This window comes from Clostridium sp. Marseille-P2415 (assembly GCF_900155545.1).
In the GTDB taxonomy this organism is placed as follows: Bacteria; Bacillota; Clostridia; order Lachnospirales; family Lachnospiraceae; genus Lacrimispora.
The window spans coordinates 4090012-4107540 of the sequence record NZ_LT732526.1; the positions used below are offsets into that span (position 1 = coordinate 4090012).

General features: G+C 46.2%; 19 protein-coding genes. 9 read left to right on the forward strand and 10 right to left on the reverse strand.

Features of this window, described 5'->3' with window-relative positions; translation table 11 throughout:
• Window positions 1-149: 149 nt before the first annotated feature.
• Together BQ9856_RS23665 and BQ9856_RS23670 are read left to right on the forward strand one after the other, a co-directional pair.
• Entirely contained in the window at window positions 150-1385 is a 1236-nt protein-coding gene (locus BQ9856_RS23665) for an ammonium transporter (RefSeq protein ID WP_077613183.1), read from the forward strand.
• Window positions 1386-1404: 19 nt separating this feature from the next.
• Window positions 1405-1746 carry a P-II family nitrogen regulator gene (locus tag BQ9856_RS23670; protein ID WP_077613184.1) on the forward strand — a complete coding sequence of 114 codons (342 nt, stop codon included), beginning with the start codon at window positions 1405-1407 and terminating at the stop codon, window positions 1744-1746.
• A gap of 118 nt (window positions 1747-1864) precedes the next feature.
• Here the strand turns inward: BQ9856_RS23670 and bioB are convergent, their stop codons facing one another.
• Together bioB and BQ9856_RS23680 are read right to left on the reverse strand one after the other, a co-directional pair.
• Complete coding sequence (gene bioB / locus BQ9856_RS23675) at window positions 1865-2824, reverse strand: biotin synthase BioB (RefSeq protein ID WP_077613185.1); 960 nt, start codon at window positions 2822-2824, stop codon at window positions 1865-1867.
• Window positions 2814-3416, reverse strand: a complete 603-nt coding sequence (locus BQ9856_RS23680) for a biotin transporter BioY (RefSeq protein WP_077613186.1) — start codon at window positions 3414-3416, stop codon at window positions 2814-2816. The genes bioB and BQ9856_RS23680 overlap by 11 nt, the downstream gene beginning before the upstream one ends.
• Before the next feature lie 265 nt (window positions 3417-3681).
• On the opposite strand from BQ9856_RS23680, the gene BQ9856_RS23685 reads away from it, so the two are divergent.
• From BQ9856_RS23685 to BQ9856_RS23705, 5 genes are all read left to right on the forward strand, one after another.
• Window positions 3682-4059 (forward strand): LytR/AlgR family response regulator transcription factor, encoded by a 378-nt coding sequence (locus tag BQ9856_RS23685; RefSeq protein ID WP_077613187.1) that lies wholly within the window; start codon window positions 3682-3684, stop codon window positions 4057-4059.
• Window positions 4060-4314: 255 nt separating this feature from the next.
• Window positions 4315-6375, forward strand: a complete 2061-nt coding sequence (locus BQ9856_RS23690) for a DHH family phosphoesterase (RefSeq protein WP_077613188.1) — start codon at window positions 4315-4317, stop codon at window positions 6373-6375.
• Entirely contained in the window at window positions 6375-6821 is a 447-nt protein-coding gene (gene rplI, locus BQ9856_RS23695) for a 50S ribosomal protein L9 (protein WP_077613189.1), read from the forward strand. Before BQ9856_RS23690 ends, rplI begins: the two co-directional genes overlap by 1 nt.
• An 11-nt stretch (window positions 6822-6832) precedes the next feature.
• Window positions 6833-8167 carry a replicative DNA helicase gene (gene dnaB / locus BQ9856_RS23700; RefSeq protein WP_077613190.1) on the forward strand — a complete coding sequence of 445 codons (1335 nt, stop codon included), beginning with the start codon at window positions 6833-6835 and terminating at the stop codon, window positions 8165-8167.
• Between the two features lie 227 nt (window positions 8168-8394).
• A complete protein-coding gene (locus BQ9856_RS23705) occupies window positions 8395-9054 on the forward strand; it encodes a helix-turn-helix domain-containing protein (RefSeq protein ID WP_077613517.1) in 660 nt (219 codons plus the stop codon).
• Window positions 9055-9154: 100 nt separating this feature from the next.
• On the opposite strand, the gene BQ9856_RS23710 is transcribed toward BQ9856_RS23705, so the two are convergent.
• The 6 genes from BQ9856_RS23710 to pflB form a co-directional block, all read right to left on the reverse strand.
• Complete coding sequence (locus tag BQ9856_RS23710; RefSeq protein WP_077613518.1) at window positions 9155-9868, reverse strand: gamma-glutamyl-gamma-aminobutyrate hydrolase family protein; 714 nt, start codon at window positions 9866-9868, stop codon at window positions 9155-9157.
• An 89-nt stretch (window positions 9869-9957) separates the two neighbouring features.
• Window positions 9958-10128 (reverse strand): DUF362 domain-containing protein, encoded by a 171-nt coding sequence (locus BQ9856_RS23715; RefSeq protein ID WP_077613191.1) that lies wholly within the window; start codon window positions 10126-10128, stop codon window positions 9958-9960.
• A gap of 95 nt (window positions 10129-10223) precedes the next feature.
• A complete protein-coding gene (pflA, locus tag BQ9856_RS23720; protein WP_077613192.1) occupies window positions 10224-10991 on the reverse strand; it encodes a pyruvate formate-lyase-activating protein in 768 nt (255 codons plus the stop codon).
• Between the two features lie 26 nt (window positions 10992-11017).
• On the reverse strand, window positions 11018-11263 hold the full coding sequence (grcA3, locus tag BQ9856_RS23725) for an autonomous glycyl radical cofactor GrcA3 (RefSeq protein WP_077613193.1): 246 nt from the start codon (window positions 11261-11263) through the stop codon (window positions 11018-11020).
• A gap of 21 nt (window positions 11264-11284) precedes the next feature.
• Complete coding sequence (locus BQ9856_RS23730; protein WP_077613194.1) at window positions 11285-11554, reverse strand: hypothetical protein; 270 nt, start codon at window positions 11552-11554, stop codon at window positions 11285-11287.
• Window positions 11555-11566: 12 nt separating this feature from the next.
• Window positions 11567-13627, reverse strand: coding sequence for a formate C-acetyltransferase (gene pflB / locus BQ9856_RS23735; protein ID WP_077613195.1), 2061 nt, complete (start codon window positions 13625-13627; stop codon window positions 11567-11569).
• A 251-nt stretch (window positions 13628-13878) separates the two neighbouring features.
• On the opposite strand from pflB, the gene BQ9856_RS23740 reads away from it, so the two are divergent.
• Entirely contained in the window at window positions 13879-14079 is a 201-nt protein-coding gene (locus BQ9856_RS23740; protein WP_077613196.1) for a DUF1858 domain-containing protein, read from the forward strand.
• Window positions 14080-14123: 44 nt separating this feature from the next.
• Here BQ9856_RS23740 and BQ9856_RS23745 read toward each other — a convergent pair whose 3' ends face one another.
• Together BQ9856_RS23745 and BQ9856_RS23750 are read right to left on the reverse strand one after the other, a co-directional pair.
• The gene (locus BQ9856_RS23745) at window positions 14124-15014 is read right to left on the reverse strand and encodes an AraC family transcriptional regulator (protein WP_077613197.1); all 891 of its coding nucleotides are present in this window, start codon (window positions 15012-15014) and stop codon (window positions 14124-14126) included.
• Between the two features lie 124 nt (window positions 15015-15138).
• A complete protein-coding gene (locus BQ9856_RS23750) occupies window positions 15139-16461 on the reverse strand; it encodes an alpha-glucosidase/alpha-galactosidase (RefSeq protein ID WP_077613198.1) in 1323 nt (440 codons plus the stop codon).
• Window positions 16462-16579: 118 nt separating this feature from the next.
• Between BQ9856_RS23750 and BQ9856_RS23755 the strand changes: the two genes are divergently transcribed.
• Window positions 16580-17383 carry an AraC family transcriptional regulator gene (locus BQ9856_RS23755; RefSeq protein WP_077613199.1) on the forward strand — a complete coding sequence of 268 codons (804 nt, stop codon included), beginning with the start codon at window positions 16580-16582 and terminating at the stop codon, window positions 17381-17383.
• Window positions 17384-17529 lie beyond the last annotated feature (146 nt).

The following is a 17529-nucleotide window of genomic DNA, read 5'->3' on the forward strand; positions in this document are numbered from 1 at the left end:
TGACAAAAATTCATTCATACTTTAGTCTAGCAGTAGACCAAAATAAGGTTGGGAAATTATACGGCAAAGAAGCCATAACACTGTGCAGCGTCGCACAAGGTTATGGCTTAATTTTTTTACTCAAAGCAAATAAAGGAGGAGTTGAAATTATGGATCACGAAGATTTCGCATGGCTTTTAACATGCTCGGCGCTGGTTTTTGTTATGACCCCGGGGCTTGCATTTTTTTACGGAGGCCTGGTAAAACGCAGAAGTGTTATCAACACCATGATGTCTTCTGCTATCATGATGGGCATCGGATCAATTTTGTGGGTTTTGATAGGGTTTTCCCTATCCTTCAGCGGCGACATAGGGGGTGTCATCGGTAATCTTAAGTGGTTTGGCATGAATTTTGATACTTTTACAGATATTACCCTGCCTTACCCGAATACCCTGGCATTTGCGATTTTCCAGATGATGTTTGCCATTATCGCACCGGCTTTGATAACCGGGGCAATAGCGGAGCGCATGAAGTTCTCTTCCCTTGTTCTTTTTATAACACTCTGGTCTGTCATCGTTTATTATCCCCTGGCCCATATGGTATGGGGCGGAGGCTATCTGTTCCAGATCGGTTCCATTGACTTTGCCGGCGGTAATGTTGTACATATCAGTTCCGGTGTCAGTGCATTGGTGCTTTCCATTCTGCTCGGAAAGCGCAGGAACTTAGGAAAGGCGCCGTACCACCCACACAATGTTCCGTTTGTATTTCTTGGTGCAGCCCTTCTTTGGTTTGGCTGGTTCGGTTTTAACGGCGGCAGCGCACTGGCAGCAAATGAACTGGCAGCTCATGCATTTATGACTACCAATACCGCAGCAGCATCCGCTCTGCTTTCCTGGCTGTTCATAGAGGTTATAAAAAACGGCAGACCCACGCTTGTGGGAGCTTCCACCGGTATGGTCATCGGTCTGGTTGCTATAACGCCTGGTGCCGGTTTTGTTCCTATCTGGGCGGCAATCGTGATCGGCGCGCTTGTCAGCCCCATTTGCTATTTCTTTATTAATGTAATAAAGCCCAGATTTGGATATGATGATGCGCTCGATGTATTTGGGTGTCACGGCATCGGCGGGATCTGGGGAGGTATCGCAACCGGCTTATTTGCAAAAACCAGCATTAATTCCGCAGCTGCCTGGGATGGCCTTATATTTGGCGGGACTACTCTGTTCATCCGCCAGCTGGCAGCAGTCGGGATTACCATTGTGATCACCGTTGCAGGGACACTGATTGCAGCCGGAATTACCACTTTCGTAACGAAGGGAATAAAGGTTTCAAAGAAAGACGAAGCGATTGGTCTTGACATCTCAGAGCATGGTGAAACCGCTTATCCCGCATTCAACGGAATGGATTAACAGACAGGAGGATGATATCATGAAAAAAATCGAAGCATATATCCGTCCGGAAAAGCTGGAAGAAATCAAGGAGATCATGGATAAGATGAAGTTAAACGGCTTAAGCATCATGCAGGTCATGGGCTGCGGAAATCAGAAGGGCTGGACGGAATTCGTCCGCGGTACCGAAGTGGATTATAATTTTCTTACAAAAATCAAGATTGAAACAGTGGTTCCGGATGATCAGGCCGAATCCATTATCTCCTGTATCGCAGAAGCGGCATATACCGGAGAGTACGGTGACGGAAAAGTCTTTATCTCTGATATACAGGATGCAATAAGAATCCGAACCAGGGAACGTGGAACCGATGCAATTAAATAGCCTGTTGAAATCAGCTTACTTTTCTCTATAAAACATAGAAAAGTAAGCTGATTTTCATATACTCCCAATATGGATACATTTTTGCGGATTATCCGGGACCTGCCTTTTATACAGCTTATCAGGCAGTTTCTATGCAGTATTCAAATCCTGCATCCGTTATGACCTTAATGGTATCTTCAATGCTTTGTCCGCCGGCTGTCAAATAGCCGGAAGCAAAAATGGAATCGACCGCATAAAACATCCATTTTTCTTTCCCCTTCAAATAGACTTCCCTTCCGGCGGCGCACCGTATATCTGATTGGGGATTCAGCAGGCGGGCAAGGCATAATACCTTCAAACAATATTCAGCAGATAAATGAGATGTATCGGCATTTTCCAGTGGAGTACCCTCAATCGGTATCAAAAAATTAACCGGTACGGCCTGAGGTTTTATTGCCTGTATTTCAAAGAGCATATCTACAACGTCCGCCTTTTCTTCTCCAAGGCCGATAATTCCGCCGCTGCAAATTTCAAAACCAATGCTTTTGAGCATTTTAATATTGGATATTCTTTCCTGATAGGTGTGAGTGGTACAGATGTTTGGATAAAAACGCCTGCTTGTATTAAGATTATGGTTGATCCGGTCCACTCCCGCCTTTTTGAGTTTTTTTGCCTGTTCCGGCGTCAAAAGCCCGATGGAGCAGCAGACCGGAGTCTGTGTTTCTTTTTTGAGCTTTTTTATCTCATCGGCAAACGCATCTATTTCAGAATCACGAAAACGGATCCCGCTCAGCCCGATACAGTGTCTGGAAAGCTTTTTTTCCTGGACTATATACCCATCCTGAAGCAATTTATCATAGGATATCAGGTTGTATTTGGCAATATTTGCCGTGGACCGGTGGGATTGAGCGCAATAAGCACAATTTTGTGTACAATTACCGCTGCGGGCATTTGTAAGAAGCTGTACGCTCACCATATTACCCTTATATTTTTTCCGGATGGCGTACACAACATCAAGCAATTCATAAAGTTTTTCATCAGGTAAATTGAGAATGGACAAAGCCTCTTCCCGGGACAGGTTTTCGTAATTATAGTTCATGTTTTGTACCCTTTCTTAAATGGATTCTCTGAGCAGATATTTTTTCCTGTTCTGTTTTCATATTCCCGCAGGATACGACCGGGTTTAATCTTTTTATCAGTGCCATACTTAGAACTGTTTTCAGCCCGTCGCCTAACAAAAAGGGAATGACGCAGAGGGTTAATGCTGTGATAAAATTAGTATGTGTTATGTAAACGTACCATAAAGTTCCAATGGCATAGGTGAGGATCCAGCCCGTATACATGGCGGCAATCATTACTTTTACGGATTTGCCAAAGCGTTCCATAATCCAGCCGGCTGTATACGCACATACGGCGTAAGCTATGATATATCCTCCTGTTGGGCCCAGGATTCTGCCGATACCTCCCATAAAGCCGGAAAAAACCGGGAGACCGACGGCTCCCATCAGAACAAAAACAATCTGACTCAAAGCACCGTATTTTGCTCCCAGCAATCCGGCAGCTGCAAAGGTTGAAATATGGGTCAGATTGATGGGGACAGGGCCGATGGGAATGGAGATTTGAGATAATAATGCATTTAACGAGGCAAATAATGCGCATAATACAAGATTCTTAGTTTTCATGTTCTTCATATGACTCCCTTCTGTGTAATTTTTTATATGACAAAATTATACAGGAAAAAAAGAAAGAATGTCAACTATAAATGCAATAATGGTTAACAATTAACCGAAATGAGCAAATGGAATGGCGCAGCTCATGACGGACTGTAATAAAGCAGAAGACTAACTTGACATCAACATTCACTGCCCCCGTTGAAACAATCGCAAATTCTAAGTATAATAATATAATAAACATTACATTTCATGAAAAAAGTTTTATAGGAACCAGGGAGGCATTATGAGGATCAGGGCGGTAGCGGTGGATAATTCAGAGGAGCTGTTGGTTAAACTGACAGGTATATTAAGGGAAACAGATAAAATCGAGCTGTGCGGAAGCTTCCATGAGGCAATAGCGGCCATACAGTATGTTAAGGAGAATCCGGTGGATCTGGTGTTTTCGGATGTGGTCATGCCGGATATCAGCGGGATCACTCTTACATCGAAGCTGTATGAGCTTCCGGAACCGCCGGAAGTGGTATTGTTGTCCGGTATTCCCGGTTTTTCATTGGAGGCCTGGAAGATTCATGCTTATGGTTTTATTATAAAGCCTTATACAAAGGCGCAGATTCTGAAGATGATCGACCGGTATATAGAGGAAAAGGGCCAAAGAGACTGAGAGAGCAGGCAAAAGCTGGCGGTGGAGGAGATCTGCAGACATGTAAGCTTTATCAAATAATAATAATTACACCAGTTTTACTGCCATAAGGGCTTTTGCGTTTTTTGTAACGCAAAAGCCCTTTTAAAATTTTAAAAAATCCCCTGAAAGCCTTGTGTTTCCTTACTTTTTGTATTTTAATGGACGAACCCAGATGACTATGTTATAATGTTAAGATAGTGAAAAAAGAACCCTTTTTTCCATAAGGAGAAAGATATGAAAGAGAAGTTTAAAATAAGGGGACAGCTGAGGACGTATATGCAGTGGCCGCTTTATTTAAGCGGGCTGCTGATTGCCGCCAATACGGTGATCGGCGCAGCCAGTGTGAAGGCGGGTATCATCATGGCAGTTTTTACGCTTCTGTATATCGGCATAGCAGTCTGGCTCTATACTTACAGAAGGAAACGTCTGTTAAGCGGCCTTGTGGAATTTTCTGCGGATTATTCCTGGATGCAGAAGCAGCTCCTCACGGATCTGGAACTTCCGTATGGAATGGCAGATGAAAGCGGACGGATCCTCTGGGGGAATACAGCGTTTTCGGAGGTGCTGGGGGAAGAAAAGCCGTTAAAGGCCACGCGAAAGAACATCATGACCATTTTTCCGGAGATAACGAAAGAAGCGCTGAAGCTGAAGGAAGGTACGGCTGTTCTGCACACGACGCACAATGAACGGAAGTACCAGATCCGGCTGAAGGCTGTTACTATGAAAGATTCGCCGGAAGCCATAGCGGAGACCATTGGCATGGAGGCTGTGGCGCAGATGCTGGTGGCAGTCTATCTTTTTGATGAAACGGAAATCCTGACCTATAAGCAGATGGTGGATGACCAGAAGATGGTGGCCGGTCTTATTTATCTGGATAACTATGACGAGGCTCTGGAGAGTGTGGAAGAGGTACGCCGTTCTCTTCTCACCGCGCTCATTGACCGGAAGATCACCAAATATATTACCAACATGAATGGAATCGTAAAGAAGTTAGAAAAGGACAAGTATTTTATCGCCATCAAGCAGTCCTGTATCGCGGAGCTGAAGGAGAACCGTTTTTCCATTCTGGAAGAGGTGAAAACCGTCAACATCGGCAATGAGATGGCAGTAACCTTAAGCATTGGACTTGGAATGAACGGGGACAGCTATTACAGGAATTATGATTTTGCGAGAGTTGCCATTGACATGGCATTGGGACGCGGAGGCGACCAGGCAGTGATTAAGGATGGCGAGCGGATCCAGTATTTCGGGGGCAAGGCTCAGCAGGTGGAGAAAACCACCCGCGTAAAGGCCCGGGTGAAAGCCCATGCTCTCAGGGAATTGATGGAGACAAAGGACCGGCTCCTGATCATGGGGCACCGCCTGACGGATATCGATTCCTTTGGTGCGGCAGTTGGAATTTACCGCATTGCCACGGCCATGGACAAGAAGGCCAATATTGTGATCAATGAAGTGACCACAACCGTCCGCCCTATGCTGGACCGTTTTGTAGGGAATTCCGATTACCCCGAGGATTTATTTTTAACCGGAGCGAAGGCTGCGGAGTTAGTGGATGCCAACACCCTTTTGGTGGTGGTGGATGTAAACCGTCCAAGCATTACCGACGCGCCGGAACTGCTGCGCATGGTAAAGACCATTGTGGTGCTGGATCATCACAGGCAGAGCAGCGAGATCATCGATAATGCGGTTCTTTCCTATGTGGAACCTTATGCTTCCTCAGCCTGTGAGATGGTGGCTGAAGTATTGCAGTACATTGCAGACGGCATTAAGATCAAATCGGCAGAAGCAGACGCCCTGTATGCAGGAATCGTCATTGATACCAATAATTTTACCAACCAGACCGGCGTCAGAACTTTTGAGGCAGCGGCATTTTTAAGAAGAAACGGAGCGGATGTGGTCCGTGTGCGGAAGCTGTTCCGCGATGACCTGGAAGATTATAAGGCAAAAGCCGAAGCGGTCCGGGAGGCGGAGATATACGAAGGCTGCTTTGCCATCAGCGTATGCCCGTCGGAAGGGATCGGGAGTCCTACGGTTGTGGGAGCCCAGGCGGCCAACGAGCTGCTTGATATCGCAGGGATCAAGGCATCTGTGGTCATGACGGATTACAATCATACGGTGTACTTAAGCGCCCGTTCCATTGATGAAGTCAATGTACAGGTCATGATGGAAATGCTGGGAGGCGGAGGACACCGGACCATTGCAGGTGCACAGCTTGCCGATGTGGGAGTTGAAGAAGCGAGAACCCGCGTAAAAGCGGTTATCAAAGAGATGTTAGAGAAGGGAGACATATCATAATGGAAGTTGTATTATTAGAAGACGTAAAAGCATTGGGCAAGAAGGGACAGATCGTTAATGTTAACGATGGATATGCAAGGAATTACATTCTCCCGAAAAAGCTGGGAATCGAGGCAACGGCTAAGAATTTAAATGACTTAAAGCTTCAGAAGGCCAATGAAGCCAGGCAGGCTGCAGAACAGCTGGCAGCCGCCAAAGAACTGGCGGACAAGCTTGCAGAATCGTGGGTCACGCTGTCGATCCGGGCAGGAGAGGGCGGCAGGGCCTTTGGTTCCGTATCAGGAAAAGAGATTTCTTCTGCGATCCAAAGTCAGCTGGGATATGACATTGATAAAAAGAAACTGATCCTTCCGGAGCCCCTTAAGACCTTCGGTTCCCATGAGGTTCCGATTAAGCTTCATAAAGATGTAACTGCAAAGCTGATTGTTAAGGTAGTGGAGAGCTAGGAGATATGAACATGGATGATGCCCTGATCAAACGGATACTTCCTCACAGCATAGAGGCAGAGCAATCCGTCATCGGTTCCATGCTGATGGACCGGGATGCAATCATCGCGGCTTCCGAGATCGTTACAGCAGGAGACTTTTACCAGCACCAGTACGGCGTTATGTTCGAGGCCATGCTGGAGCTTTTTAATGAAAATATGCCGGTGGATTTGGTAACGCTTCAGAACCGTTTAAAGGAGAAGGATGTGCCCCCGGAGGTTTCGAGTCTGGACTTTGTCCGGGACATCATTACCACGGTTCCCACCTCCGCCAATGTAAAGTCCTATGCCAATATTGTGCGGGATAAAGCGGTTCTAAGGAGGCTTATCAAGGTCAATGAAGATATTGCCAACACCTGTTATGCCGGAAAGGAACCATTGGAGGCCATCCTTGCTGTCACGGAAAAGACCATATTTGATCTGCTTCAGAACCGCAACTCCGGAGATTTCGTCCCCATCCGCCAGGTTGCCATGAACGTTCTGGAAAAAATCGAAGAGGCCTCAAAAAACCAGGGGACCGTGACCGGGATCCCCACAGGCTTTATTGATCTGGATTATAAGACTTCCGGCCTGCAGCCTTCCGATTTCATTTTAATCGCCGCCCGTCCTTCCATGGGTAAGACGGCCTTTGTACTGAATCTGGTAGACCATATAGCAGTAAAAAAAGGTCTGCCGTGCATGGTATTCAGTCTGGAGATGTCAAAGGAACAGCTGGTAAACCGTATGCTGGCCATGGAATCCAACGTGGATTCCCAGAAGCTCAGAACCGGAACCTTATCCGACACGGACTGGGATGCCGTTGTCGAAGGGATCGGAGTCATCGGCAATTCCAAGCTGATCATCGACGACACCCCCGGAATCTCCATCATGGAGCTGCGCTCCAGATGCCGTAAGATGAAGCTGGAATACGGACTTAATGTAGTCATTATCGATTACTTGCAGCTGATGAGTGGAAGCGGAAAAGGCGGCGAAAACCGCCAGCAGGAGATCTCAGAAATCTCCAGGTCCTTAAAAGCCCTGGCAAGAGAACTGAATGCTCCTGTAATCGCCTTATCCCAGCTAAGCCGTGCCTGTGAGACCAGACCAGACCACCGCCCCATGCTCTCCGACCTTCGAGAATCCGGAGCCATCGAGCAGGATGCCGATGTGGTTATGTTTTTATATCGTGATGATTACTATAATAAAGATACGGATATGCCTAATATTGCAGAAGTTATCATTGCAAAACAGAGAAACGGTCCCATAGGAACTGTGAATCTGGTCTGGAGACCAGAGTATACGAAGTTTGCAAACATGGCCCGGCAATGAGCAGGATAGAAAAAGAGGTTCCCCGGCATAAAAAAACAAATTCATTTGCTTTTTCTGTGCCGGGGGAACCTCTTTTTTCAGATGGCTCCCGCGGACAGGGTTCCTCCATCTTTTTCTCAAATCCCTTAAAAATTTTCCATTTCTCATTCATAATCTGTATTAATCCCGCATATGATATAAATAGTAAGGTTATGAAAACTAAACGAACCAAAGGAGAGGATATAGCTATGGCTGAGATACATTACTTAATATCGGATGCATCGAAGAAAGTCGATGTAGAATCCCATGTCCTTAGATACTGGGAGGACGAGCTGGAGTTAAAGATTCCCAGAAATGAGATGGGACACCGGTATTACACCGAAGCACACATCCGTTTGTTCAGGCAGATCAAGGACTTAAAGGAAAAGGGATATCAGTTAAAAGCCATTAAGACAGCGCTGGATAAGGTCATTGGGGATGGCAAAGACCCTGTCATACCTGATGAATTATTAGAAGGGCAGATGACGCAGGAATTAAAAGAGAGTGCGGTATCCGGCCCGGAAGACGGGACAGGCCTGGAGGTACATAATACAGCGCAGGTATCCATTGCTCAGGAAAAAATGGAGCAGTTCCAGGAGATTATGAACCACATTATTGGGCGGGCTTTAGAAGTGAATAATGAGCAGTTAAGCCAGGATGTCAGCTGCCTGGTCAACGACAAAGTCATTAAGGAACTGGAATACTTGATGAATTTGAAGGAAGAAAGGGAAGAAGAACGGTTCAAGCAATTGGACGAGCTTTTACGCACCCATCAGAAAGACAACAAGGGCCGTGCAGAAGCAGCTGCATCCAAGATCCCATTCTTTAACCGCAAAAAAAAATTCGGGCGAAATGGAAAAAAGTTATAGATTCATACTACTTTCAGATAAATGGAGCAGACAGGCTCAGGAAAAGAAATCCGCAGCTGCCACTGAAAGTGTAAACTGCGGATTTTTTGTACATAGAAAGTCATTTCTTGCAAGCCTTAACAAAAGTCTGAAACAATCGAAGCGCTTCTTCATTTTTTTCCCAAAGATATTCCGGATGCCATTGAACCGCGACAAAGAAGGGATAGCCGGGCATTTCCAGAGCCTCGGTCAAATGGTCCGGAGAATACGCCGCTGCAGCCAGGCCAGGGGCTATATCCTTAACTGCCTGATGATGCATGCTGTTGACCTTTAAGGAGGTACATCCTGATATCCGGGCAAGGAGACTGCCTTCGGCTAAGGATACCGTATGGCAGGGCATGTTATAGTAAAAGGGCTGGGCGTGGGCGATGGGGAAATCCCGTTTAGTCTGGGAAGGAATATCCTGCCAGATATTTCCGCCCAAAGCGATATTTAAGACCTGGATGCCCCGGCAGATTCCAAGAACCGGTTTTTTAAGCTCCAGAACCAGCGGAAGCAGGGACAGCTCCATCTGATCCCTGGCTGCAGATACATTTCCGCAGTGAGCCTGTGTTTCTTCCCCGAAGAGAAAGGGATGGACGTCGGGACCGCCTGTAAACAGAAATCCGTCCAAGTCTTCCGCAAGCTGTTTCAAATCCTCTTCCGAAGCTTCTAAGGGCATTACCACGGGAATTGCTCCTGCTGCTTTTAATGCCCGCAGATAGGTAGGCCGCATCTTAATGTCATCGTTATCCGTATCGTGGGAGGGAGTCAGGCCGATAAGTGGTTTTCTCATATTAGAAATATCCTTTCCTGAATGATTAAGAAAGTGGTGATATAACAAAATGCCCCTTCCTTACGGAAGAGGCATTTATGTATTCATAATTAAGCTTCAGAAATAGCTCCTGTTGGGCATACACCTTCACAAGCGCCGCAATCGATACAGGAATCAGCATCAATAACAAACTGAGAATCACCCTGGCTGATAGCGCTTACCGGGCATTCTCCTTCACAGGTTCCGCAACTAACACAAGCATCACTAATAACACGTGCCATGATAAATAACCTCCTTAAATTCTATACATTTTTCTATATTTTATACCATAAATTAAAAATATTCAAGTACAATTTCCTGCAATTAATGTTTAATTTTAGGAGCAATACCGGTCTGGTACTCCCGTTCTGGCATCCCGGATTCCGCTTAAGATCACTTTCTTGGCAGAGATGGCGCCTTCTGTGGACATAGAGGGGACATCCTTTAAGGGGTAGTCCATTCCAAGGCTTTCGTACTTCACCTTTCCCATGTCGTGATAGGGCAGAACATCAAGGGCTTTTACGTTCTTCAGTTCGCCGATGAAGCGCCCGAGCCGGTATAAGTCAGGGGTCTGGTCTGTGATCTGGGGCACCACAACATGACGTATCCATACGGGAATCTGACGCTCGCTTAAGTACCTGGCAAAATCCAGGATGTTTTCATTGGAATAACCGGTTAAAGGCTTATGTTTTACGGCATCAATGTGTTTGATGTCCAGCATGACAAGACTGGTGGAATCAAGCAGCCGGTCCATTTTCTTCAAATGCTCCGGATCATCTCTCCGGAAAGTGACGCCTGAGGTATCGAGACAGGTATGAATGTCCTTTTTTCTTGCGGCTTCGAAAAGCTCTGTCACAAAATCCAGCTGCATGAGGGGTTCCCCTCCGGTTGCCGTTATGCCGCCGCCCCGGTAAAAATTCCGGGATGATTCATATTGTTTTAAGATTTCTTCTGCCGTCATATCGGTACCGCCTGCCATTTTCCAGGTATCCGGGTTGTGGCAGTACTGGCAGCGCATGGGGCAGCCCTGCAAAAAAACCACCATGCGCACGCCGGGACCGTCAACGGTGCCAAAGCTTTCAATGGAATGGATACGTCCTGTCATGAATCATTCGCCTTCTTTACTTTTCACTACATGTTATTATGGAATGTACGGGAGATTACCTCATCCTGCTGTTCCTTTGTCAGTTTGATAAAATTCACCGCATAGCCCGATACTCGTACGGTAAGCTGCGGATAATTTTCCGGATGCTTCTGGGCATCCAGAAGGGTATCGCGGGTGAAAACATTGACATTTAAGTGATGCCCGCCTTCTTCTACATAGCCATCTAATAAATTCACAAGGTTATCGATTTGGGAGTCGCTGATATTTGCCATTTTTTAATCCTCCTTTTGTACTTAATAAGTGTCCTCCATGAAAAGCCGGTTGCCTTCCGGATCCTCATCGTCTGCATCCATACCCTCAAACAGGGTCGGAATCCTGCAGGCCAGATCTCCGGCCGCGCAGTCCATGGACTTCATGGTAGTTACTGATTTTGCCATTGTTTTATCGGCATTTACGGTACCGTCTTCTGATACGCTGATGTTCATATGGCCGCCGTTGCCGGCCATAAACTGATCCAGCATGGAGACAATGTCATCAATCTGTTTTTCCTTTGGATATGCCATAAAAACCACTCCTTATTTTTGGCTGTCTAAAAGATCCAGCTCTAAATCCACCTCCAGATCGCCGGAGAAGATCTGGTCTTCCTTTCCAAGAGCACCTGGTACAATGGAGAAGGTATTGGAGATACCATCCTGTGCATCCTTAAAAGGAAGCTTTGCAACAGAAGCAAGAGAAGCGACAGCGCCGTGGGTATCCCTGCGGTGCATCGGGTTGGCGCCTGGTGCAAATGATTCACCCTTCTTACGCCCATCCGGGGTTGCTCCTGTATTCTTACCATATACTACATTGGAAGTAATTGTCAAGATAGAGGTTGTCGGAATTCCGCCCCGGTAGGTGTGGTTCGCTTTTACAAAATTCATGAAGGTGTGGACCAGGTCATTTGCAATCTGGTCGACCTTGTCATCGTTATTGCCGTATTTCGGGAAATCTCCTTCTACGACGTAGTCGACGACGATGCCGTTTTCATCGCGCACGGTCTTTACCTTGGCGTATTTGATGGCGGACAGAGAGTCAGCCACAACGGAAAGTCCGGCGATACCGGTTGCGAACCAGCGGGTTACTTTTTTATCGTGTAGAGCCATTTGAATGCGCTCATAGCTGTATTTGTCATGCATATAATGGATGATATTAAGCGTGTTTACGTAAACCGTTGCAAGCCATTTCATCATATCCTTATAGGCGCTCATGACCTCATCATAATCCAGGTACTCGGAGGTGATGGGGCGGTATTTGGGGCCGACCTGCTTCCCTGTAACTTCATCTACACCGCCGTTGATGGCGTATAACAGACACTTTGCCAGGTTGGCACGGGCACCGAAGAACTGCATTTCCTTGCCGACCCGCATGGAAGATACGCAGCAGGCAATGGCATAGTCGTCGCCGTGGGTCACTCTCATTAAATCATCGTTTTCATACTGGATGGAAGAGGATTCAATGGAGGTCTTGGCACAGAAGCGTTTGAAGCTTTCCGGAAGCCTTGTGGACCAGAGTACGGTCAAGTTCGGTTCCGGGGCGGTTCCCAGATTCTTAAGGGTGTGCAGATAGCGGAAGGACATCCTGGTTACCAGGTGGCGTCCGTCGATCCCTACGCCGCCGATGGATTCTGTCACCCAGGTAGGATCTCCGGAGAACAGTTCGTTGTATTCCGGTGTTCGGGCGAATTTAACCAGACGCAGCTTCATGATGAAGTGATCCACAAATTCCTGGATCTCTTCTTCCGTAAAGGTTCCTTCTTCTAAATCTCTCTGTGCATAAATATCAATAAAGGTGGAGGTGCGGCCTAAGGACATGGCGGCTCCGTTCTGTTCTTTAACAGCAGCCAGGTAGGCCAGGTAAGTCCACTGGATTGCTTCCTTTACATTGGTGGCCGGCTTGGAAATATCAAAGCCATAAATGCTTCCCAGCTTCTTTAACTCCTTAAGGGCGCGGAGCTGTTCGGACAGTTCTTCTCTTTCCCGGATCACATCAGAGTACATGATGGTGCGGGTCGTTTCCTTCTGCTCTTCCTTATCCCCGATCAGACGGTCGATCCCGTAAAGGGCTACACGGCGGTAATCACCGATGATACGTCCGCGGCCATAGGCATCCGGAAGGCCTGTGATAATGTGGTTGGAACGGCAGTCACGCATTTCCTGGGTATAGGCATCAAATACACCGGCATTGTGTGTCTTTCTGTGAATCGTAAAAAATTCCCTGACTTCGGGATCAACGGTGTAACCATTGTCCGCACAGGCCTTTTCCGCCATACGGATGCCGCCGTAAGGCTGTAAGGAACGTTTGAATGGCTTATCGGTCTGGAAGCCCACGATCTTTTCTTTGTCTTTATTTAAATATCCGGGTCCATGGGAAGTGATGGTGGAGATGACTTTTGTATCCATATCCAGCACACCGCCGGCTTCGCGTTCCTGCCTGGATAAGTCCATAACCTGTGCCCAAAGATCTTTTGTTGCTGCGGTAGGTCCGGCAAGGAAGGAATCGTCACCGTCGTAAGGAGTATAATTTTTTTGGATAAAGTCTCTGACATTGATTTCCCGCTCCCAAACGCCGCCTGTGAAATCTCTCCATTCTGGTCTCATAGTATTGTACCTCCGTAGAATCTCTTTAATATAAGTAGAAATAATGAATAAGTACCGGCAAAGATTATAATTCCTACAATCTTTGTATGAATACATTATATATGAATACTGTATACAATGTCAATACTTCTTAATGAGAAAAATAAATAAAAAAGTATGAATCAAAAAATGAAATTTAGTCCTTGCGAAACAGGCGGAAAAGTATTATATTATAAAGACAGTATGTACAATTTTTTAAGGAGGAATACAAGATGCAGATTGATAAAGATATGTTAATAGGCGCATTGCTTGAGATGGATGAGACCATTGCTCCTATGTTAATGCGCGCAGGTATGCATTGCCTCGGCTGTCCGGCCTCTCAGGGCGAGTCTTTAGAGGAAGCCTGCCAGGTTCATGGAATAGACTGTGATGTTCTGGTTTCCCAGATTAATGAAGTGTTGGCAGACAGATAGAATATATTACAGGAGGCAGACCCTATGGGACTGGCTTCCTGTTTTTATATTGATTCCGTTTTTTCATTTTTTTTCTTTTCTTCTCTGAAATGCCTTGGGCTCATTCCATATTCCTGCTTAAATATCTTAGAAAAGGTCAAAGGGTTATCATATCCGATGCTGGTTGCAATTTCCTGAATTGACTGGGATGTAGCAGTCAGCCGGTGGACGGCTATGTTAAGCCGGTACCGCATTAAGTACTCCTGGGGAGAAACGTGAAGCTGCTTTTTAAAAATGGATGTCAGATAGGACCGGTTAATACCGATGTAGTCGGCGATGTCCTGGACCCTGATGTGGTCGTAGTTTAGCTTGATGTACTGCAGTGCATAATCCACATAGGTGTCAATGGAATAATCGTACTGGTTCTTTCTGCTGGTTCTTAAGCTGTTCTGCATCTCAATTAAAGTGGATAAGATCTCATATAAATACCCCACCCGCTTGATCTCGTTGGCAAAGGTCAGCTGATTGGTGTCCAGAATTTTCCGTATCATGGGAAGATAGAGCTGATTCGGAATCTGAGAATGGATAGCAGGAGTCTCCGCGGACAGGCCGGTATAGCTTAAATAGGCTTCTGCCATTTCGCCGTCAAAGGTAATCCACATGTACTCCCATGGATTTTGGTGATCTGCATGGTAAAGGATGGGATGGCCCTTGGGGATCAGGAAAATGTCATCGGTTTTTAAAATATGCCGTTTTCCGCCTATTTCAAGGACTCCGGCTCCGCTCAGTATAAAGTGAAGGTGATGCTCATTGGGAATCTTATGATTGTAAGTATAATCGGGAGGACACTGCTGGATTCCGCAGTGAACCAGATACAGATCATTGGTCTGCCGCTTGATATTTCTTAAGCAGCGAAACCCTGCTACATTTTTATAAGTCGTTTGCTTTTCGCTCAAAAAAATGCCCCCTCAATATGGTGAAAGACCCTGTCAGACAATCCGTTTTCGTTGGAAGCTTGATAGGGTCTATTATACAGGACGCAGGTTTAACTTGCAAATGATATTTCCCGGAAGAAGCCGGTTAACGGTACATTTCCATATAGCTTCCATGGGCGGCGATCAATTCATCCACCATGGACCGGATATCCCGTATATTGAGTTCTGCAGAGGTATGCGGATCCAGCATGGCCGCCTGATAGATCATGCTTACATCCCTGTTTCGTGCAGCTTCCATTGTGAGAAGCTGCGGATTTATATTGGTCATATTCATGGCAGCCAGCTGAGTGGGAAGGCGGCCTACATGGCAGGGGGTGATTCCGCTGCCGTCCACCAGGCAGGGAACTTCCACGCAGGAATCCGCGGGCAGATTGTCAATCAGCCCCTGATTTAACACGCTTCCGCCGATTTTATACGGTTTGTTGGTCAGGATCGCTTCCATAATATAAGAAGCATACTCTAAGGAACGGGTATGGGTGATTTTTCCGTTGTTTAGAATGGAAGCCTTTTCTTCCTCCCATTCGCTTATCTGCTTTACGCACCGGCGCGGATATTCATCCAGGGGAATTTTAAATTCCTCGATCATTTCCGGATATTTGGATTTTATGAACAGAGGATTGTATTCCGCATTGTGTTCGCTGGATTCCGTACAATAGTAGCCCAGGTGGCTGATGTATTCAAAACGGACCATATCCTTATGTTTTTCCGTCTGATTTTTTTCAGACGCCTCCCGGCGTATGAGAGGATAGAGGTCTTGCCCATCCCTGTCATGGATTTTTAAGAGCCATGCCATATGGTTGATTCCCGCGATCAGTTCGGTTCTGCCTTCCAGCTTATCCTCCATGCCGAGTTCCTTTAATAAGGTTTCCGAACATACCTGAACGCTGTGGCATAATCCGATGGTTTTGATGGCAGTGTAGCGCTGCATGTAACCGGTCAATATGGCCATTGGATTGGTGTAATTCAGAAAATAGGCATCCGGGCAGACTTCCTCCATATCTCTTGCAAAATCTTCCAGGACAGGAATGGTGCGAAGACCCCGCATGATCCCTCCGATTCCAAGGGTATCGGCAATGGTCTGTTTTAATCCGTATTTTTTAGGTATCTCAAAATCTGTGATGGTACAGGGGTCATATCCTCCGACCTGAATGGCGTTAACCACAAAGGACGCGCCGGACAGTGCCTCTTTCCGGTTTTCCTCCCCAAGATAAGTTTTGATCTCAGACCGCCCGTTATTTACATTTTTGTTGATTGCATTAAGAATAAGCTCCGAATCACCAAGACGGACCGGGTCAATGTCATACAGGGCGATCTGTGCGTCCTGCAAAACCGGGGTGCACATGCAGTCACCCAGGACATTTCTTGCAAATATCGTGCTTCCTGCCCCCATAAAAGTTATTTTTACCATGGTCTTTCCTCCTCGCTTCTCATTGTCTGGCTGATGAGGATATTGTATAATCACAATAGGAAAAAAGATAGGAAGTTTGTTTCATAAAATTGTCATTTTGTTGCATGGAGGGATTAAGATGAATCAAGCGGCACGGGGGATGACCATTTATTACTGCGGTCATGAGCAGTGTGCGGCCAGACACTTTTTTGGCCCGGCCATACGGAAGCATTATCTGATGCATGTGGTGTTAAAGGGAAAAGGAATCTATCGGGCAGGGGAAGAAGAGTATGTACTGAAGGCAGGAGATGCATTTTTAATTAAGCCCCAGGAGGTCACCTATTATGAGGCAGATGAGGAGGATCCCTGGGAATACGCATGGGCCGCATTTGCCGGCAATGAGGCGGAGCGGCTCCTTCTTGAATACCGGCAGGATGAAAAGGGATATATTTACCGTTTTGGAAAGGAAGACGGCTGGCAGACCGTTCTGATCCGTCTGGTGACCGCCTTTCAAAGCGGGGCGCACAATATGGATGAAATGGTTGGTTATCTTTATCTTTTGTTTTCCCGGCTTCCGAAAAATCAAAGAGAGGCGGGAGAATATGAGCAGAGCTATCTGTCCAGGGCAGAGGGATATATGCACCATAATTACAGTTACCCCATTCAAATCAGCGATGTGGCCGGATATGTGGGCATCGACCGGACTTATCTGTATAAGCTGTTTATGAAATATAAAGGGATTTCACCGAAGCATTATTTAACGTCTTACCGGATCATGGAGGCAAAGCGCCTTTTGGAGGATACAGGACTTAGCATAACCGAAACCGGTTTATCCTGCGGCTTTCACGATGCTTCGGTTTTTTGTAAAAGCTTCCTGCAGACAGAAGGAGAATCTCCGCTTCAATATCGGAAAAGAGTGCAGGAAGAAAATGAACAAAAATAACAAAAAACCATGTGATAATCACATTAGCCCATGTAAAATACATGAAAAGCAGTTTATAATCGAAAATACATATAGCGAAAATGATAAAAACTATTTAAAGAAGCGGTTTGTATTATATAAACTGCCAAATGAAGGGGAGGTAGTAA

Bases quoted from the DNA above. Each gene is read 5' to 3' on its own strand.
- BQ9856_RS23665 (WP_077613183.1), top strand. From the start codon at position 150: ATGGATCACGAAGATTTCGCATGGCTTTTAACATGCTCGGCGCTGGTT.
- BQ9856_RS23670 (WP_077613184.1), top strand. From the start codon at position 1,405: ATGAAAAAAATCGAAGCATATATCCGTCCGGAAAAGCTGGAAGAAATC.
- bioB (WP_077613185.1), bottom strand. From the start codon at position 2,824: ATGAACTATAATTACGAAAACCTGTCCCGGGAAGAGGCTTTGTCCATT.
- BQ9856_RS23680 (WP_077613186.1), bottom strand. From the start codon at position 3,416: ATGAAGAACATGAAAACTAAGAATCTTGTATTATGCGCATTATTTGCC.
- BQ9856_RS23685 (WP_077613187.1), top strand. From the start codon at position 3,682: ATGAGGATCAGGGCGGTAGCGGTGGATAATTCAGAGGAGCTGTTGGTT.
- BQ9856_RS23690 (WP_077613188.1), top strand. From the start codon at position 4,315: ATGAAAGAGAAGTTTAAAATAAGGGGACAGCTGAGGACGTATATGCAG.
- rplI (WP_077613189.1), top strand. From the start codon at position 6,375: ATGGAAGTTGTATTATTAGAAGACGTAAAAGCATTGGGCAAGAAGGGA.
- dnaB (WP_077613190.1), top strand. From the start codon at position 6,833: ATGGATGATGCCCTGATCAAACGGATACTTCCTCACAGCATAGAGGCA.
- BQ9856_RS23705 (WP_077613517.1), top strand. From the start codon at position 8,395: ATGGCTGAGATACATTACTTAATATCGGATGCATCGAAGAAAGTCGAT.
- BQ9856_RS23710 (WP_077613518.1), bottom strand. From the start codon at position 9,868: ATGAGAAAACCACTTATCGGCCTGACTCCCTCCCACGATACGGATAAC.
- BQ9856_RS23715 (WP_077613191.1), bottom strand. From the start codon at position 10,128: ATGGCACGTGTTATTAGTGATGCTTGTGTTAGTTGCGGAACCTGTGAA.
- pflA (WP_077613192.1), bottom strand. From the start codon at position 10,991: ATGACAGGACGTATCCATTCCATTGAAAGCTTTGGCACCGTTGACGGT.
- grcA3 (WP_077613193.1), bottom strand. From the start codon at position 11,263: ATGGCAAATATCAGCGACTCCCAAATCGATAACCTTGTGAATTTATTA.
- BQ9856_RS23730 (WP_077613194.1), bottom strand. From the start codon at position 11,554: ATGGCATATCCAAAGGAAAAACAGATTGATGACATTGTCTCCATGCTG.
- pflB (WP_077613195.1), bottom strand. From the start codon at position 13,627: ATGAGACCAGAATGGAGAGATTTCACAGGCGGCGTTTGGGAGCGGGAA.
- BQ9856_RS23740 (WP_077613196.1), top strand. From the start codon at position 13,879: ATGCAGATTGATAAAGATATGTTAATAGGCGCATTGCTTGAGATGGAT.
- BQ9856_RS23750 (WP_077613198.1), bottom strand. From the start codon at position 16,461: ATGGTAAAAATAACTTTTATGGGGGCAGGAAGCACGATATTTGCAAGA.
- BQ9856_RS23755 (WP_077613199.1), top strand. From the start codon at position 16,580: ATGAATCAAGCGGCACGGGGGATGACCATTTATTACTGCGGTCATGAG.